A 26,267-nucleotide genomic window follows, 5' to 3' on the forward strand; every position below is an offset into this window, starting at 1 on the left:
AATTAATCTAACCTGTCTTCATTTTTATTGTTTATAACTATTCTATATTTAGGTGAGAAGTTTTCTTGCTCTACAAAATCACCATAGGGTTCTTTATCTAGTGTAAGTGCTTCATTGAATGAGAGTTTTTTCCATTCATTATTATCTAACAGCTCTTTTTTAGTGTAACTTTTTGTATGTGGTGTACCTATTATCGTTCTTGTTAGAGAATCATCTTCAAATTCAGGGCAAACCAGTATATACCATGGACTAGCAACGATTTGACCACCTGTAGAGTTTACATGGAAATCATTAAAAGTTGGATTTTTTTTATAATGATGCTTTTTTATGTAGTTTGCATCTACAATAGAACATCCATAGTTATTAAGCTTTGAATCATATACTGGACTATAGTTGTACAGTAAATATAACGGTATTCCATTTGTTTTTTTTGCATAATTGATTAACTTATCAGTTTGACTTACAGTTGAACCTGTTGTAGTGTATGGTATTTTTTCATACTTTAGACTGGGATATAAAATCTTTGCTTGCATAGGATAAAAAACATATTGACCATTTGGTTGTTGAACAAAAAACTCAATATCATTCCCATTCCTTGTTTCGCTTACAGCTTCAAAGAGTTCTATTGTTCTAGTAATACAAGTTTCTAAGTACTTATTCAATTCAAATAGCAGGTTCTCAGTTATTGTAACTTCATTAATTTTTAAAGGGAGACTACTTTTTCTTATAAACTTAACTCTCTCCCATGTATCATATGATAAATCTATCATTTTCTGACATATATTACATGGAGTTAAATTATACAAATGATATTTTTGGCAATATTTATAAAAATTAATATGTTTATTAAATTCTTTCTCATAACCTTTAGAAAGAGTAGAAGTGTTTTTTATAAATACTGCACCATTGATTTTATTCTTAATGAAATAATCTGCATATTGAAATATTAATAATCTAAATGTAGAAACTTTTTCTCCATCTAACGCCGTAATTACTTTATTTTCAATATCTTTTATTATTTTCAATATTTTACCTTTAAGTTTTTACACAAACATCTGCTGTAGCAATGCTTTTTTAAACTCTTTTGTTGAGTCTAGTTGTGCTGACACTTGCTCTATTTTAGAGTCTATAGATGATATGAAGTTTGCTATCTTAGTTTGTTCTTCTAGAGAAGGTATTGATAGAGTAACTTTTAATAAATCTTTAGTGTAGATAGCTGCGACACTAGTTGTTCCAGTTGCTATCCTTCTTAAAGCTTTTATACCATCAAATGAGTTAAGCCTATAGTTCATAAAGAAGTTATTTTCAAACTTCATCAACATTAGATTTGAGTTATAGTAAGCTATTGGTAGTTCATTTCTCCATGCTGCCACTTTACCAACTAAATCTAGAGTATTTCTTGTATTAAAGAATAAGTCTCCGTATTGAATTAAATCTTTATCATCAATGGTTTCATTCTGTTCGATGTACTCAATCTTATTTAACAATATTTTACCTCTATCAAGATTACCCATTTTAATTAAAGGAGTAGAGTTTTCTTTTTCAGAGTTAGCATAATTTCCACCTAATCTTGAGCTTATAAGTATATCCCCTAACTTCTTCTCATACCAATCCTCAAACTCACTACCATCATTAGCTTGGAACCTAATCTCTTGAGAGAAGATTTGTTGCATTACACCTTTTTTATACTGCTTTAAAAGCTCCTCTTTTTTTGTTAGCTGTTCTATTTTGGTATCTACTGAAGTAAGAAATGAAGCTATCTTTTCTTGTTCTTGTTTTGATGGTAGATTTATTTTAAGTCTATAAAAGTCACCATGGTTTAAATCAGGTATTGTTGAAGTACCAGCGTATCTTAATATCATATTTTGAGTATCTCTTAACCTTAAAAACTCTACTAAAAAGTCTTTATTTAAGTCATCAGAATACTTTATTTTAAAGAAGTTGTTATGAAAAGCACCATTTACATTTGTAACTACTTGTCCTGTGTTACCTGTTCTAGTCATTAAAACATCACTTTCGGTACATAATACTGACTCAGGAGGATTTTTAATAAAATACTTATTACTTGAAGTCTCTTTCAAAAACTCATTTGTTATATAAAAATAGCTATTTTCAACTTGTTCTGTAAATCTATCAGATATTTGTATTTGAAGTCCTTGATTTATTTTAGTTAAATCTTTAAGTGACTTTTCTTCCCATTCTTCACTAAACTCTTTAAATCTTAACTTAGGTACATTACTCATCATAAATCCCTAAAATGGTTTAGCTATGCCTAGCTCATCGCAGAACTTAGCTATGGTTTCATCTGTATTAGCCATATCAACTTCAAGAGCTTTTAGTTCAAAACTAACATCATCTAAATCAATAGGCTCTTCCTCTTCAAAAGTATCTACATATCTAGGGATGTTTAGGTTGTAGTCATTTTCTTTGATTTCATCCATTGAAGCTAGGTGAGAGTATTTCTCTATTTCAGTCCTTGAAGCATAAGTATTAACTATCTTAGCTACATTTTCTTCTGTAAGATAGTTTTGAGTCTTTACTTTCTTGTAATCGTTTGAAGCATCTATGAAAAGTATATTATCACTATCTTCTCTACATTTTTTAAATACCAAGATACAAGTAGGAATACCTGTACCATAGAAGATATTTGCAGGTAGACCTATGACAGCATCAAGGAAGTTTCTATCTTCTATAAGGTACTTTCTTATGTGACCTTCTGCTGAACCTCTAAACAGTACCCCGTGAGGTAGGACAATAGCCATAGTACCATTCTCATCTAAATGGTGTATCATGTGTTGTACAAAAGCAAAATCGGCTTTACTAGATGGGGCTAGTTTACCGTACTGTGAGAATCTATCATCACTCAAAAACAAGTCATTAGCAGACCATTTAGCACTAAAAGGAGGATTAGCAACTATAGCTTCAAATCTCTCTTCTAAGTGTTGTGGATGTTCTAGTGTGTCATCTTGTTTGATGTCAAACTTTCTGTAGTGAACATCGTGCATAATCATATTCATTCTAGCTAAGTTGTATGTAGTACGGTTAAGCTCTTGACCATAAAAAGCAGATACATCTTCAACCTCTTTAGCAACACGTAAAAGAAGTGAACCTGAACCACAAGTTGGGTCATAAACTGATTTTAGTTTTGATTTACCATTTGTTACTATCTTTGCTAATACTTTAGATACCTGTTGAGGAGTATAGAACTCTCCTGCTTTTTTACCTGCACCTGCGGCGAACTGAGCTATAAGATACTCATAGGCATCACCTAGAACATCTCTGTCGTGGTTTTTAAGTTCAAAGTTGATTTTATCTAGGTGTGTAAGAACCTGAACTATAAGCTTGTTTCTTTGTTCTACAGATTTACCTAGTTTAGTTGAAGCTAAGTCAAGGTCTTCAAAAAGGTGTACAAAGTCATCTTCAGACTCTGTTCCCATAGTTGTTTGTTCTATGTTTCTAAGGATAGATGTAAGGTCTTCTAAGATAAAGTTGTTTTCTAAACCATTACCCCTTTTAGCAACCTCGGAGAATAGCTCTTCAGGTCTTAGGAAGTAACCTAGCTTTTCTATAGCCTCTTCTTTGATAGCCTCTATGTAGTCCTCTTCATCATCTGAGCCTATGATGTCAAAGTAAGTGATGTTGTCTTCTACAAGTATCTCGTTTGCATAATCTTCCATCTTCTCTGATAAGTACTTGTAAAAAATAAAACCTAATATGTAATCTCTAAACTCATCAGCATCCATCTTACCTCTAAGTGTGTTTGCTATATTCCATAGTTGTTGTTCTAATAGTTTCTTTGCTTCTTCGCTCATTAAATAGTTGTTCCATTATATTAATATTCGTATGGATAATATCTAAATTTTATTGAAGTACTGTTAAGAGCAATAGTGTTTTCTTTTATAGCATATACTGAGTATTAATTTTTATTATTGGATATATGATGATTAAGTTTATTAACAGAGAGCAACTCTATAAACAAGTGTGGAGTGAACCATTTACTAAGCTTGCTCCTAAACACAATGTATCAGCTACTGAACTAAGGAAGTTGTGTAATAAGTTTTTAATACCTTTACCTAAACAAGGGCATTGGCAAAGGATAGCTTTTGGTCATAATATAAAGACTCCTATACTTCCAAAATATAATACTTTAACTTTGTTGGTTGTTCAGAATAATAGAGACTTGAAAAATATTACAAATAAATTAGCTATAAAAGTAAAAAGTTCAATAGAACCTCTTTCTAAAAAGTATGAAATCACTGTCAAAAAAACACTTTCAAGACCACATCTAATAATCGCTAAAACTCGAGACCAACTAAAGTCTAGAAAACCAGATGAGTATGGAATGCTGCATTCAGGAAATGGTGGTTTTGATATGAGGATATCTCAAAAACAATCTATACATGTACTCAGAGTACTAGATGCATTAATAAAATGGTTTGAGAAAGAAGGATATACCGTAGATGTTTTCAATAGATATGGTACATATGTTCAGGTTGATGGTGAAGAGATACAAATAGCAGTAGAAGAAAAATCAAATATTACAAAAACAACCATTGTAAATAATGGATATTGGGACCAGACTATTCGAGAATATACTCCAAGTGGAAAAGTATCTTTAATGATTAAAAGCTATGTTGGAAATATGAGGCAAACATGGTCAGCTGGAAAACTCTATACACTAGAGGAACTATTACCAAGTTTTATAGAGGCTATTTTTAAGTATGCAGCTGTAAAAAAAGAAAATAGACTCTTACGGGAACAAGAAGAGAAAGACCAAGAAAAAGCTAGGCTAGAAAGAGTGTATAAAGAGAAATGTGAAATCCTTGAACAGGAGAAGGTTAAAGAACTAGAACAGCAAGTCAAAGATTGGCATTTTACTATGCAGCTTCAAAACTACATATCAGCAGTAGAAGAGAAAGCTAAAGTAAATAATGAAGAGATACCATTAGAGACTATGAAATGGTTAGAATGGGCAAGGCGTCATCTTGATAATAGAAATCCACTTAAAGATGGTTTACCAACTTATAGAACTTCAGAAGATATAATAAGTTTTGAAGATATAGTCTAAGGTTTAATGACTTGCTATTGTAAGATGATTTCATGCTCTGCAACACTCTCTACACAAATAATTATACTAATGCCTTTCTTGTTCCAAAAATTACAGGTTGTGAGACACTAGAATGTGATGCAATCTTAAAATTTACGAGAAACATTCTTCCTCCTATGAGTTCTGATTTCATTGCGCCCATTAATTATAACCGAAACAAACATCATATTAAATAGGACATTAATTAAAATATTGATATTATCTTATATCACTTTTCTAGGAGCTCTTTTGACAAATTCTTCCTTCGCTATATGGTCTGAAAATACAGATATAAATATGGATTTACATATAAATTGCTGGATTTTTGGAAAAGGGCATGATGCTATAGACTTTGGTTTAATGTTATCAAAAGCAGTGCAAAATGATACAGTATACTTTTATGTGCCTTTTCAGATTAAAGAAGAAAATGTTATTAATTTAACAAAGATAATACAAACAGACGAATCAATTAGATCTATCATTTTTAACGAGGAAGTTTATGCAGATGAGAGATTAAGCACTGCCCCAAATTGTAAATTTTATACTCGTGAGAATGGAGATGTCTTTAGTTTTTGTTTATCAGAAATAGAACATGAACCTAATTACCAAAATGGTACATTATTAACTTTTAATATCTTAGGCGATACAAAAGAAAAACTCACTTATTTTAGATTTAGATTGAAAAATATTTCTGATGGTAAAATATTTAAAAGGAGTGAGAGGCAAGTTTCTGCTTTAACTGGTATCAATGAGGATCATATCAACATTGAAATTAATATAAATCAATTTCGGAAACTGTGTACTACATTGAAGACGAAGATACATCAATCTAAGAGTATATTTAATAGAATCAATATGTTCTTAATAGCAGATATAGATCTTACTCCTATATTTTCAACTCATACTGAAAGACCAAAGACAAGAACCCTTGAGGATGCAGAACAATGGAAGCGGTATATGGAAGTACAAAATAATGACCGCTATCTTGCGTATCAATATAAGAAAGAAATTCTAGAGACGGATAATGGAGAAACTACAAGGAAATTATTCCATGACTTCACCATTTTTAGTAAGTTTGAGCAAGTTAAAGCGACTCAATTTATAAAGAGTAAAGCATTCATATTCTTAACCGCAATTGGATTATTGTCAAGTATTATCGTTACATATGGTTTTAACTATTATAATGCTCATTCAGAATCAATTGAACTGACCAAGATTAAGGGGTTAGAACATATTGCCTTAGATAACAATAAATCGATAGTATCTATAAACAATGAGCTCCATATTGTGAAGAATTTAGTTAATGCAGGTTCAGATACTTTACTCTCCATTAAAGATGATTTAAATACTTTCAAAAATGATGGTGTTAATACAAAACCACTAAAAGAAATTACACACAATAAACAGGGTAAACGAGATGTTTTATCTGTTAAAAAAGATAGCCACACACTTATCAAGGAAAAACAAAAATGAGGATATTAATTGACACAAATATCTTCATTCACTTTGAAGATAATAAAGTCATGGATGAAAGCTATTCAAAATTCCTAAGATTATGTTCTCTGTATAAACATCAGATAGTTGTACATCCATATTCTATTGAAGATATACTGCAAGACAAAGATCCTGTTAGGAAAAGTATTAGCCTTTCAAAAGTTAAAAGATATCAAGCTCTTGAATATCCACCAATCCCTACGCAAACAGAGTTAAATGATTTAGGATTAAATTCATCAACTAGGAACGATGAAGTAGACAATATTATTTTATTCGCATTAGTTAAAGAAACGGTCGGTATATTAATTACTGAAGATGTTGGGATACATAAAAAAGCAAAGTATTTAGGATTGGATACAAGAGTCCTTTTTTTAAAGCAAGCCCTACATGCTTTGGAACTCTTGCATACTATTGAAGATCACCGATATCCTAATATTATAAATAACAAAGTATATAATCTAAATATTAATGAACCATTCTTCGATTCTTTAAAGCTTGACTATCCTGAGTTCAGCATATGGTTTAAAAGGATAAGTCAAGAGGCAAGAGATTGTTGGATATATAATGGGCATGATAACTCTTTGGGTGGATTAATTATTTATAAAGATGAGATGAATCCTGTTATTACACATAACGGAGAGATATTAGAAGGTAAAACACTTAAGATATCAACATTAAAAGTTTCCGAACAAGAGCAAGGTAAAAAGATAGGAGAGCTTTTTTTAAAAAAAATATTTAGTTTTGCACTTAAAAATGATTATAAAAATATTTACTTAACAACTAAAAAGAATAAGCAAGAATATCTTATTAATCTTATTGAAGACTTTGGATTTAAAGAATTTGAATTATGTACAAAACAAAGAGATATAGTATATGTAAAAGAGATACCTTCTTCAGCACCATATAACCGTCAGCTTGATAGCTTTGAATATCATAAAAAGTTTTTTCCATATTTTGATGCTCATAGAACAAAGAAACATTTTATACCAATTCAACCATCTTTTCATAGAATTCTTTTCCCAGAAATCGAAAAACAACAACAGTTTTTTTATAATAATCTACAAGCTGGAAATACAATCAAAAAAATATACCTATCTCATTCTAAGTATACTAAAATGTCTTCAGGAGATATCGTATTATTTTATCGTTCAGAAGATCGTAAAGCTATCACTACACTCGGTATTGTAGAACATATAAAAAATGCTAAAGCTAATGATTTTAATAAAGTCTTGGAATATTCAATAAAAAGGTCTGTTTACAACTATGAGCAGATTAAAGAGTATTCTAAAAAAGACACACTCATAGTTTTATTTAGAATTATTAGTCATTTTAATACTCCACTTACAAGAGAGTGGCTATTATCAAATACACAATATAAGAATTGGCAAGCTATTACTGAGATAGATGATACATCTTTTAGAAAAATTTTAAAACATGACAATTACCAATATTTCAACTATAGGGATGAATACTAATATATGAATGTCATCATCTCAATTAAACCGAAATACGTTAAACATATATTGGACGGTAGTAAAAAGTTTGAATTTAGAAAAAAAATATTTAAAAAAGAAGTGAACAAAGTATATATTTATGCCTCAGCTCCAACAATGCGTATAGTAGCTTCATTTAACATACAAGATGTTATTATGGATGAACCTAGCAAACTATGGGAGCGATGCTCTAAATATGCTGGTATTAGTTCTAATGAATATGATAAATATTACTCTGGTAAATCAATTGGATATGCAATTAAAATTACAAATCTAAAAATTTTTAAAGAGCCTATCATAGCACAATCAGTCATAAGAAATTTTAAGGCCCCGCAATCTTTCCTATATACAGATAAAGACTTAGAGTTATGTAGTGTCAGATGAAGTCTAGTTTTATTGAACTATTTTCTAAAGCCCTACAAAAAGGAAAAATATGAAAATCCATCTACCATATGCAGAAAATATATATAAAAATAATTGGTTTTTTGCGCTGCTTTGGGCGTTATTGACATTTGCATATTTAATAGTTGAGAATTATTTTGTTTGTGTTAAGGATATTAAATGGTTTGGTTCATATTATTTGGGAGTATATGTACTCTTTTCAATATACATACTTTATATGATTAAATATTTGTTTGATCAAAATGAAAAAATTATTTATAATGTAAAAAATGATAACAATATTTTAGAAGATGTATCTATGATTAATCAAATTGGTATAAGCAAAGAATTAAATATTTTACCATTATATTATGTACTTCTCTTTTCAATTTCAAAGGTCATATTATTTTTAGTAAATATACCTAATTTAAAGCTTGTTAATCCAAGTACATACTTTACCTATTTTGGTTTCAATGCTTATTTGTTAATAGTTATGGGTGTATTTTGGTATAGATATAATAAGCTTAAAATATACGTAGTTAAAGAAAAAAGAATATCAATATCTTATACAATATTTATAATCGTGTATACTCTTTTAATGTTATTTGGAGAACATCTGCCATTTTTGAAAGATATAGTTGAACTATTGCAATGTGTATTAAAAAAGTAAATATTTATTTAATAAAACTAAAAAAACTTATTAAGAGCCTTTCTAAAAGACTCACTATGGACATATCCCAAAATTATAAAGCCTATACCAATACTTACGAATATACCAAAAGTACTTTGTTTATATAAACTATATACAAGTAAAATAAATGCGCTGATATATACACATACAATAAAGTATTTATAAAATGTTTTTTCATTCATATGTTAATCTCAATTACTTTGTTTTCTATCTCAACACCATAAGCTGACAAATTAATTTTAAAGTGTTCTTTTATTGAAGCTGCAATATCACTGTTAACACTATTTAAAATACATTCACTTTGGATGTTGATTCCATTTTCTTTTGAATCGAAAGATAATACACTTTTCTTATCTTTATCTAAATTTATGGCCATATTATATTTTTTAATTATCAGCATTTTATACCTTTTAATTACCGTTGAGTATTATAGTAATAAGTGTAAATGGATACTAATATATATCTATTTTATTCTTTAATTTAATATGACTTGACAAAAAAAATAATAAAACTAAAATACTGACACTGATAGATATGTATGAAACTAATTCAATTATGTCAAACTTGTAACCATACATGTTAAGGAACTTACCTACAAAAGATAAAAGCAACAGAATTAGACCTATGGCTACTAAAGCTCCTTTTTTGACAATATACAAAAACTTTTTAAAAGTAGCAAATAAAACTACTCTTAACCATCCTGAAGTATGAAAAATAAAATGGTAAAAAGCATATGCAACGTAAATTATAGAAAGAATTAATAATGTAGATAAGAGCATAATCTCATTCATTGTGTAGACTTTGTATAAGAGCATAATCTTATATATAATAATTAAAATTGTAATTGATATAAATATCCTTATTATATAGTATTTAATATTTTTTTTTAATTTAAACTTTTGAATAATATAATGTCTTTTACTGCTATAGAAGCTTCTATTGATGTTAATATTTATAAGATTATTTATATAGTTAATTTCTTTTTTATAAAGAAAATACTCTATGCTAAAAAATATTGTGGAGATAAATTCTAGTAATAATATATGTGACTCAGGCATATGTTTTAAAACCTTATTTTAATATGTTGTATTATAATAATATTATAATGTTTTTGATATACTAACTAGTAATATAAGTATAACGAAAACAATTTTATGGAGAGTTTTAATGATTAGCGCTGTTTCACCTTATGAAGAACTAATTGCTTATGAAACTTTGTGGGCAAGACAAAGTTCGACATTAGCTAAGATAGCAACTTTTTTAAAAAATGTTTCTATTCCTTCTAAAGCATCATTTGATTTAAGTGATATGACTAAAAAAGAAGAAGTTGAAGGTTTTTTTTCTCAAATACCAAAAGATTTTTCAGTTATTACAGCAGAAAGTGCACAATATCCGCAATCATTAAAAGATCCAAAACATCAAATTAAGCTATTTTACTATAAAGGTGATTTAGGATTACTAGAGGCAGAAAAAAGAATATCTATTGTTGGTGCAAGAAAAACAAGTGAAGAAGGAAGAAGAAGAGCTGCTAAAATAGCTAGATTATTAGTAAAGCAAGGTTATGTAATCGTTTCTGGTTTAGCTGCAGGAATAGATACAAGTGCAATGGAAGCTACAATTGATGTTGGTGGCAAAGTAATAGGTGTAATTGGAACACCAATAAATCAATATTATCCAAAAGAAAATAAGTCTCTACAAGATGAAATAGCTAACAAGCATCTTTTAATTAGTCATGTACCAATTTATAAATATTCTAAAGAACCATTTAATAGCAAAAAATTTTATTTTCCACAAAGAAATACAGTAATGGCAGCTATATCTGATGCCACAATTATAGTTGAAGCTTCTGACACGAGTGGTTCTCTAACCCAAGCTAGAGCATGTATAAATATGGGAAGAAAATTATTTATACTTGATTCATGTTTTGAAAATTCATCTATAACATGGCCAAAAAAATATCTAGAACATGGTGCTATTAGAGTAAAGAGTATAAAAGATATAGTGGATAATCTTTAATGTTAACAAAATATGACCATAAATTACATAATAGATTGAATTTGCTTGATAGTGATGAGTGCTATTATTTCTTTGAGGCAACTAATGAAGGTTATAAAGGCTCTAAAGTGAATGATTTATTGTTTAATTTTAAAAAACCGATAGAAAAAAAAGGTAAAGCAGAATGGTATTATAGGGATAAAGCGGTTGACAAATTTGCAAAATATTTGTCTAAAATAGAAAGTTTTAATAACAATGTAATGGTAGTGATTCCTGCAGCAACTTCTAAAAATAGAAGTTCTGAATTATTTAATGATAGAATTGATGAGACGGTAAGAAAGCTAAAGCTGAAATGTCCTAATGTAGTAATAGAAATTCCATTTGATACCAAAATTGATGTTCAAGAGTCACATAATGGAGGGACAAGAAAGGTAGAGGATATTCAAAATAATACTGAATGGTTAGGGTTTAATACAAAAGCCGAAACTGTAGTCATTGTAGATGATGTATTAACAACCGGTGCTCATTATAGAGCATGGAAAGATATGATCTTATCAAAGGAACCGACAGTTAAAAGAGTCATAGGATTATTTTTAGCTTTATATACATGGAGATAGAAATTGTTCAATTTAAATAATCACTCAAAACATCATTTGCAGTATTTAAATCAGTTTTAGCATAGCGTTTTGTTACATGTACAGAACTATGTCCCATCGTTTTTCCTATCGCTTCTAAACTATATCCTTTGTTTATCATTGTATTTCCAAGTAAATGTCTTGAATCGTGTATTCTCATATTAATGCCTAAACTATCAATAAGTTTTTTCCAGTGTCTACGAAATGTTTCTTGACTTAATGGTTTGGTTCTATCTTTATGTGCAGTAAATATTAAACCTGAGCTTTTTTGATCATAAGATAATAAAAATTTTTCAAGAAGTGGATTAAGTGGAAATTCCTGGTTTCGTCTATTCTTAGCATAAATACCTTCTATATTGTATGTCTTAGAGTTAAAATTAATATTTCTCCAATCAAGAGTCAGTACTTCATTTAAACGTCTACCGGCATATATAAAGAGCATGACCCCTTTATACTTTTGTATAGGATATGATTTTATTGCCTCAAATAGTTTTAGACGTTCTTCGTCACTAAGTTCAAAGTTAACAGTGTTGTCAAATTTTGGAATTTCAATATTTGTAGCAGGATTTTTATCAATAACATTTTGTTTCATATAATAATTGTATAAGGATCTAATTTGCTGTTTTACACTTAAAGCAGTGCGTGGTGAATAAATTTTTTTAGTTAATGGGTTAGTACTTTTTAAAATTAAGTTGACTATATCTTGTAAGTCTCTTGTAGTTACTTTTTCAAAATTAATTTCTCCAGCTTTATCTCTTATCCACTTATCATAAAAAGTTGTATTTGTTATTTTTGTATTTGGATCCCAAATTGAAGCTTTATAAGTCACATATTCATCCCAATATTCATTTAATGTTTTAAAGTCTTTCTTCTTAATAAGACCGTGTTCCTCAAGCTCTTCTTTTAATTCAGTTCTTTTAGAAATAGCCTTTTTTATAGCTTGTAAGCCAGTTATGCTATTGAAAGAGATAGTTTTCTTGATTTGTTTATTTCGAAAATAGAATTTTAGTACTATACTAATATTTTCGTAGTCTAATTTTTTTAGATCATTCTTATTTAGTTCTTTTTTTGAAAAGAGATTTGAACTATCCTTTAGATATAATCCTTTTGTATCTAGTACAGGTATATTGATTTTTTTAAGAGAATCATTAAGAGCCATTAAAATTCCTATTTTGATTTAAGGGTACGGTTTGGGTACGGTTTTAGATATAAAACTATATAAAATGGTATCATAAAGAAATTAATAAAAGCCCAAAAAATAGGCTATATATAACACAGTATTACTTGATATAACATATATAAGTCAGACTTAGGATCTGGTGCCGCAAGGTGTGGAGGTTCGAGTCCTCTCATCCGCACCATCCCTTAATAAACCCCTAAAATAAGTCATTTCAAGAGTTCAAAAATCTGATTGTGCCAAAATTGTGCCAATGATGTTCCAACTCCTTTTTACAGCTTGTCAAACACTGTTGATATTTTAGAATCTGAGGGAACGAATTTAGAGTATTTTTCCAGAGTAATTTTTGAATTTTTATGTCCCATTACTTTTGATACCCAAGCTAAATTAGAACCATCTTGTAAGTGTAAACTACAAAATGTATGACGTGTCTGGTATATAGTCCTATATTTAATATCTGCTTTTTTAAGAACTTTCTTCCATAAACCATTTCTCAGATTTTTACTGTCAAAAAAATGTGAATCATTAGGATTTAAGAATACATAACTTTTCTTCTGTCCAGTAATTGCATACTGATCTACAAGATAATCATACAATGAATCAAGTATGGGAATAGTTCTGACACTAGATTTTGTCTTTGGAAGACCTTCAAGTCCTCTTCCTATCGTAGCAACTATATCAATAGTACGATTATCAAGATCCACATTTTCCCATTTTAAAGCGATCAGTTCACCGGTTCTTACTCCAGTCATAAAGAGAGTCGCAATCAAGTTTTTGTCTTGACCTTCAGCAGCTTCAAGTATCTTACCAACTTCATCTAATGAAAAGGGAATAATACTTTTTTCAATATGAGGAGGAAGTGCTTTAGATTTTCTAACTGGATTTGATAGAACTACTTCATCATCTACGGCATCTTGCACTATGGTGCCAAACACTTTTTTAATTGCATTTACACGTCTTGAAGAGAGCCCATTTTTATATAGTTTATTTTTCCAAACACTGACTTCACTTGCTTTTATTTTATCTAACGTTACATTTCCAAAATATGGTTGGATATGTTTTCTGTATATATTTCGATAGTCAACTGTGGTAGTTGGTTTTCTTTCAGCTTCATGAGCTGTAAAAGAAATCTCTGCATACTCATCAACAGTCGGAATTTTAGCTTTTTCATTTTCAAAGAACTCTCCACTTGTTACTTTAAGAATCAACTGTGGAATTATCTGTAAATTTGCTATCTTTACATTTGTTTTAGAATTATCAAGATGTAAAGGCCTTTTTATAACCTTTCCATTAAAACTAAACCTAATCCAAAGCTTATTACCACGTGTAAAAAGCTTTGGTTGTGTCATATTATGTATCATGCTGTCTCCTTAGCATAACCCATAAACGACTTTTCTAACAACAGGGATATTTTACTGTTTTTGTTGATTTTAATCAAATAGTTTAACATGCTATATCCTCTAAAATATCAGACACTATTTCAGAAGTATTAATGTCATTTGATTTATAAGTAGTAACCCATTCATCAAGCGCATATTTGTCGAATAGTAGCTTCCCTTTTTTATAATAGTGCTTGCCTTGAATAAGCTCATCATTTTTTAGTTTGTGCAGATGGTCTTTTGAATATCCAAGATAATAAGCTGCTTCGTTGATGTTTAACCATCTCTTTTCAGGATTTGTATTTTCTAAGAGTTGATTAACTTTAAGTACAAGCTCATCAATCTTCTCTAAGTTTTCATATTTTATTTCCACGAAAACTCCTTTATAAAAAGTAATTTCAGCTAAAGAAGCTGATATAAGTTCTCGAAAGAAATTAGTTGATGAACATGCAGGTGAGCCTAACTGTATGTTTATTTGAGTGCTACTTTTAGATATTTTATAGTGAGGGGTATAGCACATTAATTTTTTTATTGAAAAAATAGATTGTGCATGAATCTACATCTCATTTATTAAAATAGTTTCTCTCCTATTAGATATATTATGGTGAGGTATAGCATTAATTGAAAAAAGTAGAAAAGTGAATTTTGTTAAGGTTAGATTGAGTAGTTTATAAAATTTAAAATGATATATTTGTAATTTAATTAAGATCATTTTTTCCGCTTCTTAAATATGATACTGTTTTTTCCGCTTCTTAAACTATATAAGTGTTGTCAAATATATATAGATTATTATTTGAATTTTGAGATGTCTTAAATCTTACTTCGCAGATCTTTTTGTATCTACACTATTTCTGTCTTAGAAACCAATAGTTTCTCCAGCGAGCTAATCTCTTCTGAATTTTCCTCCATTAGTACTTTTATAATTGCTTGTTGCTCAGAACTCATAACTGTATTTGTTGAGTTTTCTATGCTTTCTTTATATTCTTTCAGTAGTTCATTTTTATACTCGTTAAGTAGCTTGGAAGCTTCCAGCTCTGATTCAGGTCGTTCACCTCGTTCTTGCATCATAATTTGAGCATATTCATCTATTCTGTTTTTTATTTCTTCTTTAACAATGCTAGATTTAACTCCAGATAAGTCTTTAGAATATAGATTTTCTAAAAATTCATCAACTACAGAATTCTCTTGATCTGCTATACTAGCACTAGCTGTTTCTTTTGCATATTGTTCTTTTAATTCTCTAGCTACTCTTTTTATCTCATCAGATAAATAACCACTGTTATCAGGATTGTTTATTTTGTCATCTAGATTATCTAAAATCGATTGTCTATCAGTTTTATATTCTCTTTCAATCTGAAGTTTACCATCTGAGAAACTTTCATTTTTTATACTCATGCTGAAACTAAGAGATAATTTTATAGCACCTTTGTCTTTGTCAGACATACCGACTAAAAGCTGATTAAGTATTTCATTTGCTTTATCATCAAGAGTATCAACTTTAACATCATCAACATTGATATTTTGTTGTTTTGATTGAGCTGTTTTATTGGTACTGTGGTATTGGATTTGTATTGCGGAAGTAACATTCATAATATTCTCCTAATATTTTATTAAAAATATTAAGCAATGAGTATTCCAAATTATACCGAACGGTTTGTATTTTATTTTAAAGTTCTAAAATATATGAATTTAGCACATCAAAACTTTTCCTTAGAGCATCCAAATCGTTATATGCTTTAGCAGTGCCTATTGAACCCTCAATTGATGATATGATAAAAAGAGATTTACTCTTTGCATCAAACTTGGTTTTTGTTTGGTTTAAGTCCTGTGCATATTGAAGCGCTTCTGTAACAGAATCTTCCCATCTTTTATAAACACTTTTTAAATAGGTAAAGAACTCTTCATTTTTATCACTCATATCTATTATGAAATTATTAAGAGGGCATCCATGCTTTATAGACAAAAAACTACTCTTATCTGCATACATAGCGTAAAATTCATCTATCTGTTTTGTTATGGTCTCTAATGGCTTTTCACTTTGTTTTAGAGGCTCTATCCATCCAGAAGTTAGGATAGGTTCTAAATAGTGCTCCATAGTTGCTAAAATAAGTACGTCTTTTGTAGAGAAATGATAATACATCGCACCTTTTGTAAGTTTGGCGATATCTAAAATATCAGACATACTTGTAGCACAATAACCTTTTTTATATAGCAAGTCAAATGTAATATCTATTAGTAGCTTTTTAGTCTTATTCATAAATAGATTTTACATAGATATTGATTTTATTTTTATTAATAACTATGGATTATCCATTATTGATATATTTTTTGATTAGTAAATGCTAGTTAAATAGTTATAAATTAGATGAATATTCACCATCTAATTTATAACACTTAACCGTCCGTTGTTTGACATAACAGATTAATAACCCATTTTATATAAACTTTAGTTGTATTTAGCAGTATTTTCACCTAATTTGACAAACATAATATGTGAAAAATGGCACATCTGTTATGTAACTGAGGGTATAAGTGCACTTTTTGTTATGTAACTCACTGTATAAGTGGGTATTTATTATGTAACTGAGGGTATAAGTAGAGCCCAAACTATATAATAATTTATATTATTCGAGCTGATTAGTAGATTTTTGTTGCCTTTGCTCTGGCATTAACCTGATTTACTAGGTTGAATAAATAAATTTCCAATGACCAGTTGGCTATTTATTGTAGTTGTTATTATAGCAGAAGTTATCCCTGACCGTATTATATATTAATTGAGCTAACCTAATAGTAGATTTTAAAGAAATAAATTGCGACTATTTTTGCGGCTATTATTGCGACTGTATATATTGTCAATATATCCATATAATGTGATGTTATACAGCATTATGAATTTTGAAAATCATTAAAATATTGCGGCTATTTTTGCGGCTATTAAAATTTAGTGATTGACTATATAACTTTTTAATAATTAATTTTATTTGCTTTAATAATCTCTACAAAAAATATAAAAAACTATAAACTTCATGATGATATGCAGCCTCTCAATGATATAATTGACTATTAAACATTTAGGAGTTAAGTAGATGTCTCTTGAACACGATAAAAAGTACAAAAAACTTTATAATTATATTTATAAGTTTAAGCAGAGTGTTGCTCTTGTAGAAGATGACATTACAACTAACTTACTAGATGATTTAAAAAAAGATCTACAATCCAAAACAATATTTGTGTATATAGACTTTAAAAATATACATTCCACAAGAGAATTAGCTACTAAACTAATTGAACAATATAAACTACATATTGATAATAATATAGATATAAAACTATCTTCAGATGATTATACGGCTTTAGATTATATTTTAGAACTTTTTGAACAAGCAGAAACTATACATGAAAACATAACGATATGGATGGATAGCTTTACAAATGTTTTAACTATGGAAGAAGATTGGTTATTTGGATTATTACGAGGACACTTCCAGCAAAATCAATACACTGTATATATTTTTACGTCTGATTCAAAAGATAAAATCAATAGTGTTTTTTACGATAAAGAAAATCCTTTTTTTAGATTTGCACGTATTATATAAATTATTGAGTTAGTAAATGTCTAGTTAAGAGAAGACATTCCATAAATTTTTTTTATGAATTATACACCAATACAAATTTCAAGTTGATTGTTCTGTTTTAGTTCGTCCATTTTTTCTGCATCCATTGTATTATTTTGAATTTTAAGCTATCACGTGCGGTTCTAAAATTGGCAGTGATAAAGCTCTTAAAAAGTAGATTTAATAAATATATTGAATTTTTTCAACAATTGTTTTTAAGTGCTATACCACTCGTTGTAAAAGATATGTGCAGTAATGCAATAACTATCTGAGATATCTTAGTTTACATCCGGTGGAGGATAATTATGAAAACAGAAAAAATGATAGAAAAATATATTAAGGATAATGTGCTTGATCTCAATCAAAAGTATGGTACAAAAGCCAAAAGGGCTGAAGCTGCAATTATCAATATAATTGAAAACTCTACTATAGAGTCTGTGACAAAAATTTTGGACCTTATATCATACCAAGAAATACAAAGTGGAGATGAAACTGATTTGAATGAGATTCTATATATAAAAATAGGAGGAGGAGAGTATAGTGCGTATATAAATTACATATGTGTGCCACGAGAAATATTGAAAAAATCTGTACAAAAAAGGCTGTTTCCAAGGAGATTAGTTTCGATTGACGCTAAAAAACTTATTATTAAATAAAGTATTTTTTATGGGTAATATTTATTTCAATTATCTATAAAATTCTATGTATCTTTAATGCTCCAAAACTATATAGAATTTTAGGAAATTAGATATATTCATTTTCTGAACACTTTTTGGAACACGTTAATCTAATTTTAGTGTTTTGTGTTCCAAAGGATAGTAAAACATGAATACTATTTAAATTCTACTCCATCATATCTATCATATATCCATTCCGCAACTGCTTGTTTTTCGGCTTCATTTAGTTTTCCTTTTTGCGAAGGCATTACACCGAAACGCTCAAGTGCACCAGGATTACATAAGCTGTAGTCAAGTTGTGGATTGTCAATATAATTTTTAATAAACAAAATCACTAACTGACGGTGGACATCTTCATCATCTCCTTTTATAGATATATAACTTTTTAGCTGACTAGAAACTTCAACCATAGGAGGTGCTTTCATAGTAGAAATATTTTTTACAAACTCACTCCTAGAAATATTTTCTATATGACACGCTGAACAATTGTTTTTATAAACCTCATAACCATCAGATGATGCCAAAAGTAAAATAGGTGAAAGTAGAAGTGTAAAAGTAATATTTTTCATATTAATCCTTCATATAATTTTGAGCAATATTCTACTTTAAGTAAGAAAAATATACATTGATATTAATCAAGTATTTTTGATTATAAAAAATATAGAAAATGAAAAAGCAAGCAAACACTTGCTTTTATTAAAGGGAGTGGTTATTTGCCTATGTTGTTTGCTATAGCTTCAATATCATCTTTACTTAATTGTTTAGCTTGCCCCATCATCAAACCTTTCATAGGACCACCATACGAACCATTTTGATAACCTACCATAGCATCAACTATCTCTTTTTTTGTCATATCTTTAATAACTTTACTTTTTCCAAGAGCTGGCTTTTCACCTTTAACACCATGACACCCTGCACACTTTTTATATGCATTAATCTCATTAGCTACTAAAACACCTGATGTCAATCCTAAAGTCATTACAGCCATTAACAATTTTTTCATACTCAATCCTTAATTGATTTTACATTGAAAGTTTATTTAAAAAAATTATTTTTGTATTTGACTTGAGTCAAGCAATAGCTTGAAAGATGTAGTAAAATAGTAAATATAAAATACATGGATACGTAAATGATAAAATTCTTTACATTATGGTTGTTTATATTATCATTTAGTTTAAATGCAGATAATTATGGAGGGTTGTTGTTACGTGGTAACTGTACCACTTGCCATCACATGGATAAAAGTATTTCAGCACCTGCTATGAAAATAATTAAACAAAAATATTTATCAGCTTTCCCACAAAAAAAAGATTTTGTCTCTTTTATGTCTGAGTGGGTACTAAAACCAAATAAAGAAACTTCTATAATGCACGATATGATCGATGAGTATGAACTTATGCCTGAGTTGGCATATGATAGAGATACTCTAGAGAAGATTGTTGAATATATTTATGAAACAGATTTGTAAAGCTAAAAATCGAAAAGCTTTGAATCGAGTGTAGTTATATCGGAGAAGAAAACAATAAAATTTCGATTTTTAACTTTCATAATTGTATATACATTTCAATATAAATTCTGTGACTTAGATCAAGCCTTGAAGGTTTTGCTTTTAGTAGAATACATAAGGAAAAACCAAAAGGAGTTGTAATTTTTAAATCATCATTTTTATCTCAACCGCATAGACCTTTTTTTATACTAGGAGTAGCAAATGCTGTTATTATGATGGCATTTTTTGCCTTTGCTTACAAAGGTTTGTTTAGCGTGGAATTAGACCCATTGTTCATTCATGTATATACAACTGTTTTTACTGTATTTATAAACTTTTTTTTAGGTTTTATTTTTACCACATATCCCAGATTCGCTGCCGTTGAACCAATTAGTCAAGGTATATATTCTCGTATTTTTTTTAGCATGCTTTTAGGATCGGTTATTTTTTTACTAGGTACATATATATCTATATGGATATCTTTAGTTGCAATGTTTATAATAGCCTATGCAAACTATAAAAGTACTATTGTGCTTCAAAATATTTATAAAAGTTCTCCACTGGATGATCTTGAAGATGCTTTTTGGATATTAAGATCATTTCAAATATCTATTGCGGCCAATATTCTTATGATTATTTCACTTTTTATTCAACCCTTGCAAAATATTGCTATTGCAGTGTCTTTTTTTATGTTTTGTATTTTTTTAACTTTTGCCGTAGGTCAAAGAATGATCCCTTTTTTCTCACATAGCATGAGCCAAAAAAATCCATACTTAGTTAAAACAATATTTATACTTTTTATATTTAAGACTTTGTTTTTTGCATTTGATACTAACAACTATCTTAAATCTATGGAAATTTTAGTAGATCTTATTTTGTGCATGTTCCTAATGAAAGAGTTTTTAAGATGGAATCTTTTTGAGATCAAAGCAGCCCCAATTTTGTGGATCTTGCATTTGGGATTATTTTGGCTTCCAGTTGCTTTTTTTATAGATGCTTTGGCATTAGTGGCTGAAATGTTTTTAGAGACATCTTTTTCATTTTTAGGATTACATCTTATAGCACTTGGTTTTTTGACAACCATCCTAATAGGTTTTGGTACAAGAGTAACTTATGGACATTCTGGACAAGTACCTCAGGCAAGTGGACTGGTTTTGTACTTATTTTACTTTACACAACTTGTAGTACTTTCAAGATTTTTATACAGTTTAAACTTAGGTTTTTCTTGGAGTTTTGAGTTTTTATTTGATATATCAATTACTGCGTGGTTAATATTATTTATCTTATGGGCTTACAAATTTATATCTATTTTAATAAAGGGTTATGTTGATTAAGATCAATAAAAAAATCTATTTATACTGATAAACTTTTAAAAAGTAAAAAAGGAAAATTAGATGGAAAAAATAGAAGTTTTAGGGGCAACGGTAGATTTTTTTAAAGATACTAATGATGGTATCACAACATATCAATTTGACTCAAGCAGGTGTGCACCACCAGAACCAATGGTAAATGCGATGGCAGGGTTGCAGTTACTTGATGAAAATTCGTCTCTTATAATGATAAACCATCATTCTCCAGGTGGACTTTTCCCAAAAATAGAGCAGGAGTTCAACTATGAGGAAAGTATACTTGAGGATGGTAAGGTGAAGATAGTGTTTAGACGAAAAGTTGATGCAGACAGTACAACTGACTTCACACAAAACAGTTGTAGCGGTGGAAGGTGCAGTCATTAAAAAATGAATATTTCACAACAATTTTCGCCACCATTTAAATTGATTGCACCTTTTTTTATTGTTGGAATAAGTGTTTATGTTGCTAGTGTACTTAGTTTGTTTAGTTTTGATATAGGTACTTTACACTATTTAAACAATCTTACTCTAGCTTGGGTTCATGTTTTTTTACTTGGGTTTATGATGATGATAATATTTGGAGCAATGGCGCAGTTAGTACCGGTAGTACTTGAAGTTGAGCATTTTGCAATCGAGCTGTATTATGCAGTCTATCCTTTACTTCTTATAGGAACTTCATTAATGGCCGTTGGTTTTTATGGCTTCCCTGTATTGTTGCCTTTTGGAGGCACTATTGCATTGATAGCATTTGGTATATTTCTGTTTGAAACATTTTTAACTATAAAAAAAGTAAAAAAAATGAGCTTTGTAATAGGAAGTATGATAATTGCAAATATATTTTTACTACTTGGATTAATAGTAGGGATTGTTATGGCTCTAGGGTACAGTGGACTGATGGATGTAGATCTAAATGGTTTACTTAGAAGTCATGTTTATCTTGTGCTTGTGGGATATGTGTCTATTACGATAATGGGAATTGGTTTAGTACTTATTCCTATGTTTTGGTTGAGTCATGGTTTTTCTTGGAAATACGCAAAAATAGCACTGTTAACCTTGTCAATTGCAGTTATATTGATCTTTATAGGATCTTTGACTTGTATAAATACTTTAAACATATCAGCTTACGGTTTGACGATAATATCCTTTTCTCTGTATTCATACAACATTTATGTCATATATAAAAAAAGAGTTAGAGTTGAAACAGATATATACTTTAAAAGTATTCTTTTTTCATCTATCAGTTTATTTATAGCCTTGATACTTGGAATATTTTATTTTCTTACACAAAAACAGGAAGTTCTTTTGGCGACATTCTGGATGGTATTTTTAGGCTTCATTACCCATATAATAATAGGACATCTTTATAAAATTATCCCTTTTTTAGTTTGGTATGAAAAGTTTTCTCCTTATGTAGGTAAGAAACAAGTTCCAATGTTAGCAGACATGATTCCAGTTAATAGCGCCAATATGCAGTTTATATTTAGCAGCATAGGAGTTCTTTGTGTATTAATTAGCATACTAACTGGCAATGAAGTTGTTTATAAAAGCGGATTAAGTTTTTTAAGTATGGGTGCAATATTTCTATTTAAAGATGTATTATCTATGATAAGTTTCAAAGGAGGCTTAGATGTATAGTAAAGATGAGATATTTAAAGCAGTGTCATCAGTAGTTGATCCGGAAGTTGGATTCAATCTTGTGGATATGGGGCTTGTATATGATGCTATGTGCAACAAAGATATGGAAGTCACTGTCACTATGACACTAAGTACAAAAGCCTGCCCACTTCATCAGATGTTAGTTCAATGGGTAGAGGAAGCTGTACTTAGAGAACTTCCAGATGCAGATCTTGCCAAAGTTGAGCTAGTATGGGAACCTGTATGGAATATATCTATGGCAACGGATGAAGTCAAGCAAAGGTTAGGAGGTAAAATAATATGATTTACCTCACTATGAAACTATTGCATATCTTTTCAGTTCTTATCTATGGCGGTTTTTTATTTACTGATAATCTTATATTAATGAGAATGCAAAAGACTCTTTCCAAAAACAGATATGAAGAAGTAAGAGCTTACTTTAAGGACTTTACAAAAGTCATAGTTCCAAAAGCTCTCGTTGTTGCAGTTATAAGCGGTCTGTATTTAGTCCATACAGCTTTTGGCCCAATAAATGATACTGGTTTATCAAACTTTCAGATCGTATTAACAATAAAAGCATTGTTAGGGTTATGGCTTGGGACAAGGGGTATACTGCAAGTGTTTTTTGGTATCCAGCCACTTGTGTTTAAAAGTCATAAATTGCCTTTTTTATTGGTAATATTAATTGTCCTACTCTCACAAGTTATGTGGAGCGTTTAAAAGGAAAATATTATGACAACTCAAAAGTTTGAAGAAGATGTTGAAGTATTGAAAAGTTTTTTTCCTATTTTTTGTAATGACAATCATAAGCATCAAATAAAAAAGAATTATGTATTTAAATACAAATCAGAAGAATACTACTTCCAAACAAATCTTTGTGTAGAGTGTCATAACCTTCTAAACTACTCATTACAAAAACTGAAAGAATGTCCTCACGACATAAAACCAAAATGCAGAAAATGTCCTAGCCCATGTTATGAAAAGCCTCAGTGGAAAACCTTAGCAAAGTTAATGAAATATAGTGGTATAAAATTAGGCTATATAAAAATAAAAAATAAATTAACAGAACTGTTAAGATAAGAAGTACTAGTGATAATGAACAAATTCATATTAAGAAACTATATGATATATTCTTATATGCAAAAACAAGAAAATACAGAGTATAAAATTGGTGGACAAATCTGGGTTCAAAAAAATGCTGAGAACTTTATGGGACCTGGAAGAGTAGCTTTGCTTGAGAAGTTATCTGAGGGTTGTTCTATCTCACGAGCAGCAGAATCGTTGGGCATGGATTATACAACAGCGGTTAAAAATATAATAGCTATTAATAAAGTTGCTGATAAACCGTTGGTAATAAACCATAATGATGAGCACTTCGAGGTTACAAGGTACGGAAATGAAATAATCAAGGTCTATTTGCAACTAAAAGAAGAACATACTGTATTTTTGGAAAAGCTAAATAAAACTTTTGAAGAAAAGTTAACTAAGATTATCTTATGAGAATGGATTTGATATGAATATAAAAGATGCAATAAAATCTATCACTTTGTTTAATCACTTAAATGAAGAAGAAGTTGAGTTTATAGCATCAATGTCCCATGTATCAAAGTTTGATGCAGGATCGGTATTGTATTATGAATCTGAGTCTATTGATAAGCTTCTTTTTTTAGTGGACGGGCTTTTAAAAGTGTATAAAATAGATAAATATGATAATGAAATTTTTCTATATTATATCTATCCTAATTCCATGATATCTGAACTCTCAAACCTAAATGAAAATAAAATAAACTGTTTTTCTAATAGTGAATTTGTAAGACAAAGTACTCTCTTATCAATAGACTTTAAAAGGTTTAAAGATGAATTTTTATTCCAAAATGAGCTGGTCTTTAAGTTTATAAGTGAACTGATATATAAAAACCAGCAGCTACAATGTATAGTAAATAGGGAACTTGTTTTTGATGCTACCAGTAAAGTTGCTTTTATGCTAATAAATGATCTAGAAATATTTAACCAGTTAAAAAGGAATGAAGTGTCGCTTCTTCTTCACATACAACCTGAAACTCTTTCGAGAGTTTTAAAAAGATTAAGCAGAAATGAAATAATTATTATAGATAAAGGCATTGTTATGATCAACAAAGAAGAAGAATTGAAAAATATATATATGGGAATGTAAGATGAAAAGTATAAGCGTTAAACAGACTATAAAAGTTTTGGGAATATTACTAATACTCTCAATATTCATTGTTATTAGTGTGTCAATATATTTGAACCAAAAAAATATTAAAGATGCGACAATAGTTAATATTGCTGGAAAACAAAGAATGCTGACACAAAGAATTACAAAGAATATCTATTATCTTTATAATACAAGGTCACATGACTTTAAAGAGATTGATCAAGCTATAGATGAGTTTAATTATGGTTTGGATACATTAAAAAATGGGAATAGTTTATTGAATATCTCAGAAGCTCCAACTCAAGAGATAAATAATCAGATATCTAAAGTCTTGGTACTTTGGAAGACTTTCGAAAAGAATACAAACGACTTTAAAACAGCACTTTTAAACAATGATATCGCAAACCTTAACTATCTTCTTAGTTATATGTATAAATCTAATAATGAACTCCTTGAAGAGGTTGATGAAATTGTTACATTATATACTATGCATATAGAAGAAAAAACAAATTTTATAAAAAAATTCCAATATGTATCTTTTGCGTTTCTTTTTGTATTTGCCTTGTATTCACTAATCCAATTGAAACAAATCGAATCCCATGCTAGAGAGTTTTTTGAAAAATATAAAAAGATTAGCAGTTCAGAAATTTCAAACTTAGAACCTATGGAAATAAGTTCTGAGCAAGAATTTGTAGAAATTGCAGACGGTATGAACTGTTTTATAGATAAAGTAAATTCTGTAATCACATATTCTCAAAGTGCACTGGAACAATCAGAAGTAGCAGCAAATCAGCTTGAGGCACTAACAAAAGAGTTTGGGAATATAATTCAAGACTTAGAGAATAAACCAGAAATTATGAAAAATATCGATATGAGTGAAGACATTGCTATCGAGTCCTCTGAGAATCTTTTAAAGACAACCAAGCAACTGAATGAATTAAAAAAACAACTGGACTCTTTACTAAAAAATTGTAAGAACTAGACTTTTTATATGAAGAG

Annotated in this window: 30 protein-coding genes; 19 read left to right on the forward strand and 11 right to left on the reverse strand. The window is 29.3% G+C overall.

Annotated features, from left to right (window positions below):
- Positions 1-2 precede the first annotated feature (2 nt).
- From ABZA65_RS07075 to ABZA65_RS07085, 3 genes are read right to left on the reverse strand one after another with little or no spacing between them, the layout of a single operon-like run.
- Positions 3-1,025 (reverse strand): hypothetical protein, encoded by a 1,023-nt coding sequence (locus ABZA65_RS07075; protein ID WP_373072089.1) that lies wholly within the window; start codon positions 1,023-1,025, stop codon positions 3-5.
- 18 nt (positions 1,026-1,043) lie between these two features.
- A complete protein-coding gene (locus ABZA65_RS07080) occupies positions 1,044-2,243 on the reverse strand; it encodes a restriction endonuclease subunit S (protein WP_373072091.1) in 1,200 nt (399 codons plus the stop codon).
- 9 nt (positions 2,244-2,252) lie between these two features.
- Complete coding sequence (locus tag ABZA65_RS07085) at positions 2,253-3,812, reverse strand: type I restriction-modification system subunit M (protein WP_373072093.1); 1,560 nt, start codon at positions 3,810-3,812, stop codon at positions 2,253-2,255.
- A 128-nt stretch (positions 3,813-3,940) separates the two neighbouring features.
- Between ABZA65_RS07085 and ABZA65_RS07090 the strand changes: the two genes are divergently transcribed.
- From ABZA65_RS07090 to ABZA65_RS07110, 5 genes are all read left to right on the forward strand, one after another.
- Positions 3,941-5,068 (forward strand): hypothetical protein, encoded by a 1,128-nt coding sequence (locus tag ABZA65_RS07090; protein ID WP_373072095.1) that lies wholly within the window; start codon positions 3,941-3,943, stop codon positions 5,066-5,068.
- Between the two features lie 267 nt (positions 5,069-5,335).
- Entirely contained in the window at positions 5,336-6,559 is a 1,224-nt protein-coding gene (locus tag ABZA65_RS07095) for a hypothetical protein (RefSeq protein ID WP_373072097.1), read from the forward strand.
- Positions 6,556-8,055: a GNAT family N-acetyltransferase gene (locus tag ABZA65_RS07100; RefSeq protein ID WP_373072099.1), complete on the forward strand. Its 1,500-nt coding sequence runs from the start codon at positions 6,556-6,558 to the stop codon at positions 8,053-8,055. The genes ABZA65_RS07095 and ABZA65_RS07100 overlap by 4 nt, the downstream gene beginning before the upstream one ends.
- A gap of 3 nt (positions 8,056-8,058) precedes the next feature.
- On the forward strand, positions 8,059-8,457 hold the full coding sequence (locus tag ABZA65_RS07105; RefSeq protein WP_373072101.1) for a hypothetical protein: 399 nt from the start codon (positions 8,059-8,061) through the stop codon (positions 8,455-8,457).
- 49 nt (positions 8,458-8,506) lie between these two features.
- A complete protein-coding gene (locus tag ABZA65_RS07110; protein ID WP_373072103.1) occupies positions 8,507-9,124 on the forward strand; it encodes a hypothetical protein in 618 nt (205 codons plus the stop codon).
- A 199-nt stretch (positions 9,125-9,323) separates the two neighbouring features.
- Here the strand turns inward: ABZA65_RS07110 and ABZA65_RS07115 are convergent, their stop codons facing one another.
- Positions 9,324-9,545, reverse strand: a complete 222-nt coding sequence (locus ABZA65_RS07115) for a hypothetical protein (RefSeq protein WP_373072105.1) — start codon at positions 9,543-9,545, stop codon at positions 9,324-9,326.
- A gap of 767 nt (positions 9,546-10,312) precedes the next feature.
- Here ABZA65_RS07115 and ABZA65_RS07120 point away from each other — a divergent pair.
- A complete protein-coding gene (locus ABZA65_RS07120) occupies positions 10,313-11,161 on the forward strand; it encodes a DNA-processing protein DprA (RefSeq protein WP_373072107.1) in 849 nt (282 codons plus the stop codon).
- Positions 11,161-11,757, forward strand: a complete 597-nt coding sequence (locus ABZA65_RS07125; protein WP_373072109.1) for a phosphoribosyltransferase — start codon at positions 11,161-11,163, stop codon at positions 11,755-11,757. Before ABZA65_RS07120 ends, ABZA65_RS07125 begins: the two co-directional genes overlap by 1 nt.
- A gap of 7 nt (positions 11,758-11,764) precedes the next feature.
- Here ABZA65_RS07125 and ABZA65_RS07130 read toward each other — a convergent pair whose 3' ends face one another.
- From ABZA65_RS07130 to ABZA65_RS07150, 5 genes are all read right to left on the reverse strand, one after another.
- Positions 11,765-12,934, reverse strand: coding sequence for a tyrosine-type recombinase/integrase (locus ABZA65_RS07130; RefSeq protein ID WP_373072111.1), 1,170 nt, complete (start codon positions 12,932-12,934; stop codon positions 11,765-11,767).
- Positions 12,935-13,224: 290 nt separating this feature from the next.
- The gene (locus tag ABZA65_RS07135; RefSeq protein WP_373072113.1) at positions 13,225-14,313 is read right to left on the reverse strand and encodes a tyrosine-type recombinase/integrase; all 1,089 of its coding nucleotides are present in this window, start codon (positions 14,311-14,313) and stop codon (positions 13,225-13,227) included.
- An 82-nt stretch (positions 14,314-14,395) separates the two neighbouring features.
- Positions 14,396-14,704, reverse strand: a complete 309-nt coding sequence (locus tag ABZA65_RS07140; protein ID WP_373072115.1) for a DNA-binding protein — start codon at positions 14,702-14,704, stop codon at positions 14,396-14,398.
- Between the two features lie 467 nt (positions 14,705-15,171).
- Entirely contained in the window at positions 15,172-15,921 is a 750-nt protein-coding gene (locus ABZA65_RS07145; RefSeq protein ID WP_373072117.1) for a hypothetical protein, read from the reverse strand.
- Positions 15,922-15,997: 76 nt separating this feature from the next.
- Positions 15,998-16,588, reverse strand: a complete 591-nt coding sequence (locus tag ABZA65_RS07150) for a TetR/AcrR family transcriptional regulator (RefSeq protein WP_373072119.1) — start codon at positions 16,586-16,588, stop codon at positions 15,998-16,000.
- A gap of 829 nt (positions 16,589-17,417) precedes the next feature.
- Here ABZA65_RS07150 and ABZA65_RS07155 point away from each other — a divergent pair.
- The gene (locus ABZA65_RS07155) at positions 17,418-17,927 is read left to right on the forward strand and encodes a hypothetical protein (RefSeq protein WP_373072121.1); all 510 of its coding nucleotides are present in this window, start codon (positions 17,418-17,420) and stop codon (positions 17,925-17,927) included.
- Between the two features lie 323 nt (positions 17,928-18,250).
- Entirely contained in the window at positions 18,251-18,601 is a 351-nt protein-coding gene (locus tag ABZA65_RS07160; protein ID WP_373072123.1) for a hypothetical protein, read from the forward strand.
- 176 nt (positions 18,602-18,777) lie between these two features.
- Here the strand turns inward: ABZA65_RS07160 and ABZA65_RS07165 are convergent, their stop codons facing one another.
- Both ABZA65_RS07165 and ABZA65_RS07170 read right to left on the reverse strand, forming a co-directional pair.
- Positions 18,778-19,191 carry a hypothetical protein gene (locus tag ABZA65_RS07165; RefSeq protein WP_373072124.1) on the reverse strand — a complete coding sequence of 138 codons (414 nt, stop codon included), beginning with the start codon at positions 19,189-19,191 and terminating at the stop codon, positions 18,778-18,780.
- 140 nt (positions 19,192-19,331) lie between these two features.
- Complete coding sequence (locus tag ABZA65_RS07170; RefSeq protein ID WP_373072126.1) at positions 19,332-19,625, reverse strand: cytochrome c; 294 nt, start codon at positions 19,623-19,625, stop codon at positions 19,332-19,334.
- A 126-nt stretch (positions 19,626-19,751) separates the two neighbouring features.
- Between ABZA65_RS07170 and ABZA65_RS07175 the strand changes: the two genes are divergently transcribed.
- From ABZA65_RS07175 to ABZA65_RS07220, 10 genes are all read left to right on the forward strand, one after another.
- Positions 19,752-20,090, forward strand: a complete 339-nt coding sequence (locus ABZA65_RS07175; RefSeq protein ID WP_373072128.1) for a cytochrome C — start codon at positions 19,752-19,754, stop codon at positions 20,088-20,090.
- Between the two features lie 179 nt (positions 20,091-20,269).
- Positions 20,270-21,442: an NnrS family protein gene (locus ABZA65_RS07180; protein WP_373072249.1), complete on the forward strand. Its 1,173-nt coding sequence runs from the start codon at positions 20,270-20,272 to the stop codon at positions 21,440-21,442.
- Positions 21,443-21,502: 60 nt separating this feature from the next.
- Positions 21,503-21,841 carry a DUF2249 domain-containing protein gene (locus ABZA65_RS07185; RefSeq protein WP_373072130.1) on the forward strand — a complete coding sequence of 113 codons (339 nt, stop codon included), beginning with the start codon at positions 21,503-21,505 and terminating at the stop codon, positions 21,839-21,841.
- Positions 21,842-21,844: 3 nt separating this feature from the next.
- Positions 21,845-23,092 (forward strand): hypothetical protein, encoded by a 1,248-nt coding sequence (locus tag ABZA65_RS07190; RefSeq protein WP_373072132.1) that lies wholly within the window; start codon positions 21,845-21,847, stop codon positions 23,090-23,092.
- A complete protein-coding gene (locus tag ABZA65_RS07195; protein ID WP_373072134.1) occupies positions 23,085-23,396 on the forward strand; it encodes a metal-sulfur cluster assembly factor in 312 nt (103 codons plus the stop codon). The genes ABZA65_RS07190 and ABZA65_RS07195 overlap by 8 nt, the downstream gene beginning before the upstream one ends.
- Positions 23,393-23,812 carry a hypothetical protein gene (locus tag ABZA65_RS07200; protein ID WP_373072136.1) on the forward strand — a complete coding sequence of 140 codons (420 nt, stop codon included), beginning with the start codon at positions 23,393-23,395 and terminating at the stop codon, positions 23,810-23,812. The genes ABZA65_RS07195 and ABZA65_RS07200 overlap by 4 nt, the downstream gene beginning before the upstream one ends.
- Positions 23,813-23,824: 12 nt before the next feature.
- Complete coding sequence (locus ABZA65_RS07205; protein WP_373072138.1) at positions 23,825-24,172, forward strand: nitrous oxide-stimulated promoter family protein; 348 nt, start codon at positions 23,825-23,827, stop codon at positions 24,170-24,172.
- 42 nt (positions 24,173-24,214) lie between these two features.
- The gene (locus ABZA65_RS07210; RefSeq protein WP_373072140.1) at positions 24,215-24,592 is read left to right on the forward strand and encodes a winged helix-turn-helix domain-containing protein; all 378 of its coding nucleotides are present in this window, start codon (positions 24,215-24,217) and stop codon (positions 24,590-24,592) included.
- 13 nt (positions 24,593-24,605) lie between these two features.
- Entirely contained in the window at positions 24,606-25,265 is a 660-nt protein-coding gene (locus tag ABZA65_RS07215) for a Crp/Fnr family transcriptional regulator (RefSeq protein ID WP_373072142.1), read from the forward strand.
- Between the two features lies 1 nt (position 25,266).
- Positions 25,267-26,250, forward strand: a complete 984-nt coding sequence (locus ABZA65_RS07220; protein WP_373072144.1) for a type IV pili methyl-accepting chemotaxis transducer N-terminal domain-containing protein — start codon at positions 25,267-25,269, stop codon at positions 26,248-26,250.
- The last annotated feature ends 17 nt before the right edge of the window (positions 26,251-26,267 follow it).

The sequence above is a fragment of the Sulfurimonas sp. genome, from assembly GCF_041583195.1.
GTDB lineage: Bacteria > Campylobacterota > Campylobacteria > Campylobacterales > Sulfurimonadaceae > Sulfurimonas.

Coding starts and splice junctions, on each gene's coding strand:
- ABZA65_RS07080 (WP_373072091.1), bottom strand. CDS start 2,243: ATGAGTAATGTACCTAAGTTAAGATTTAAAGAGTTTAGTGAAGAATGG.
- ABZA65_RS07085 (WP_373072093.1), bottom strand. CDS start 3,812: ATGAGCGAAGAAGCAAAGAAACTATTAGAACAACAACTATGGAATATA.
- ABZA65_RS07090 (WP_373072095.1), top strand. CDS start 3,941: ATGATTAAGTTTATTAACAGAGAGCAACTCTATAAACAAGTGTGGAGT.
- ABZA65_RS07100 (WP_373072099.1), top strand. CDS start 6,556: ATGAGGATATTAATTGACACAAATATCTTCATTCACTTTGAAGATAAT.
- ABZA65_RS07105 (WP_373072101.1), top strand. CDS start 8,059: ATGAATGTCATCATCTCAATTAAACCGAAATACGTTAAACATATATTG.
- ABZA65_RS07110 (WP_373072103.1), top strand. CDS start 8,507: ATGAAAATCCATCTACCATATGCAGAAAATATATATAAAAATAATTGG.
- ABZA65_RS07115 (WP_373072105.1), bottom strand. CDS start 9,545: ATGCTGATAATTAAAAAATATAATATGGCCATAAATTTAGATAAAGAT.
- ABZA65_RS07120 (WP_373072107.1), top strand. CDS start 10,313: ATGATTAGCGCTGTTTCACCTTATGAAGAACTAATTGCTTATGAAACT.
- ABZA65_RS07125 (WP_373072109.1), top strand. CDS start 11,161: ATGTTAACAAAATATGACCATAAATTACATAATAGATTGAATTTGCTT.
- ABZA65_RS07130 (WP_373072111.1), bottom strand. CDS start 12,934: ATGGCTCTTAATGATTCTCTTAAAAAAATCAATATACCTGTACTAGAT.
- ABZA65_RS07135 (WP_373072113.1), bottom strand. CDS start 14,313: ATGATACATAATATGACACAACCAAAGCTTTTTACACGTGGTAATAAG.
- ABZA65_RS07145 (WP_373072117.1), bottom strand. CDS start 15,921: ATGAATGTTACTTCCGCAATACAAATCCAATACCACAGTACCAATAAA.
- ABZA65_RS07150 (WP_373072119.1), bottom strand. CDS start 16,588: ATGAATAAGACTAAAAAGCTACTAATAGATATTACATTTGACTTGCTA.
- ABZA65_RS07155 (WP_373072121.1), top strand. CDS start 17,418: ATGTCTCTTGAACACGATAAAAAGTACAAAAAACTTTATAATTATATT.
- ABZA65_RS07160 (WP_373072123.1), top strand. CDS start 18,251: ATGAAAACAGAAAAAATGATAGAAAAATATATTAAGGATAATGTGCTT.
- ABZA65_RS07165 (WP_373072124.1), bottom strand. CDS start 19,191: ATGAAAAATATTACTTTTACACTTCTACTTTCACCTATTTTACTTTTG.
- ABZA65_RS07170 (WP_373072126.1), bottom strand. CDS start 19,625: ATGAAAAAATTGTTAATGGCTGTAATGACTTTAGGATTGACATCAGGT.
- ABZA65_RS07175 (WP_373072128.1), top strand. CDS start 19,752: ATGATAAAATTCTTTACATTATGGTTGTTTATATTATCATTTAGTTTA.
- ABZA65_RS07185 (WP_373072130.1), top strand. CDS start 21,503: ATGGAAAAAATAGAAGTTTTAGGGGCAACGGTAGATTTTTTTAAAGAT.
- ABZA65_RS07190 (WP_373072132.1), top strand. CDS start 21,845: ATGAATATTTCACAACAATTTTCGCCACCATTTAAATTGATTGCACCT.
- ABZA65_RS07195 (WP_373072134.1), top strand. CDS start 23,085: ATGTATAGTAAAGATGAGATATTTAAAGCAGTGTCATCAGTAGTTGAT.
- ABZA65_RS07200 (WP_373072136.1), top strand. CDS start 23,393: ATGATTTACCTCACTATGAAACTATTGCATATCTTTTCAGTTCTTATC.
- ABZA65_RS07205 (WP_373072138.1), top strand. CDS start 23,825: ATGACAACTCAAAAGTTTGAAGAAGATGTTGAAGTATTGAAAAGTTTT.
- ABZA65_RS07210 (WP_373072140.1), top strand. CDS start 24,215: ATGATATATTCTTATATGCAAAAACAAGAAAATACAGAGTATAAAATT.
- ABZA65_RS07215 (WP_373072142.1), top strand. CDS start 24,606: ATGAATATAAAAGATGCAATAAAATCTATCACTTTGTTTAATCACTTA.
- ABZA65_RS07220 (WP_373072144.1), top strand. CDS start 25,267: ATGAAAAGTATAAGCGTTAAACAGACTATAAAAGTTTTGGGAATATTA.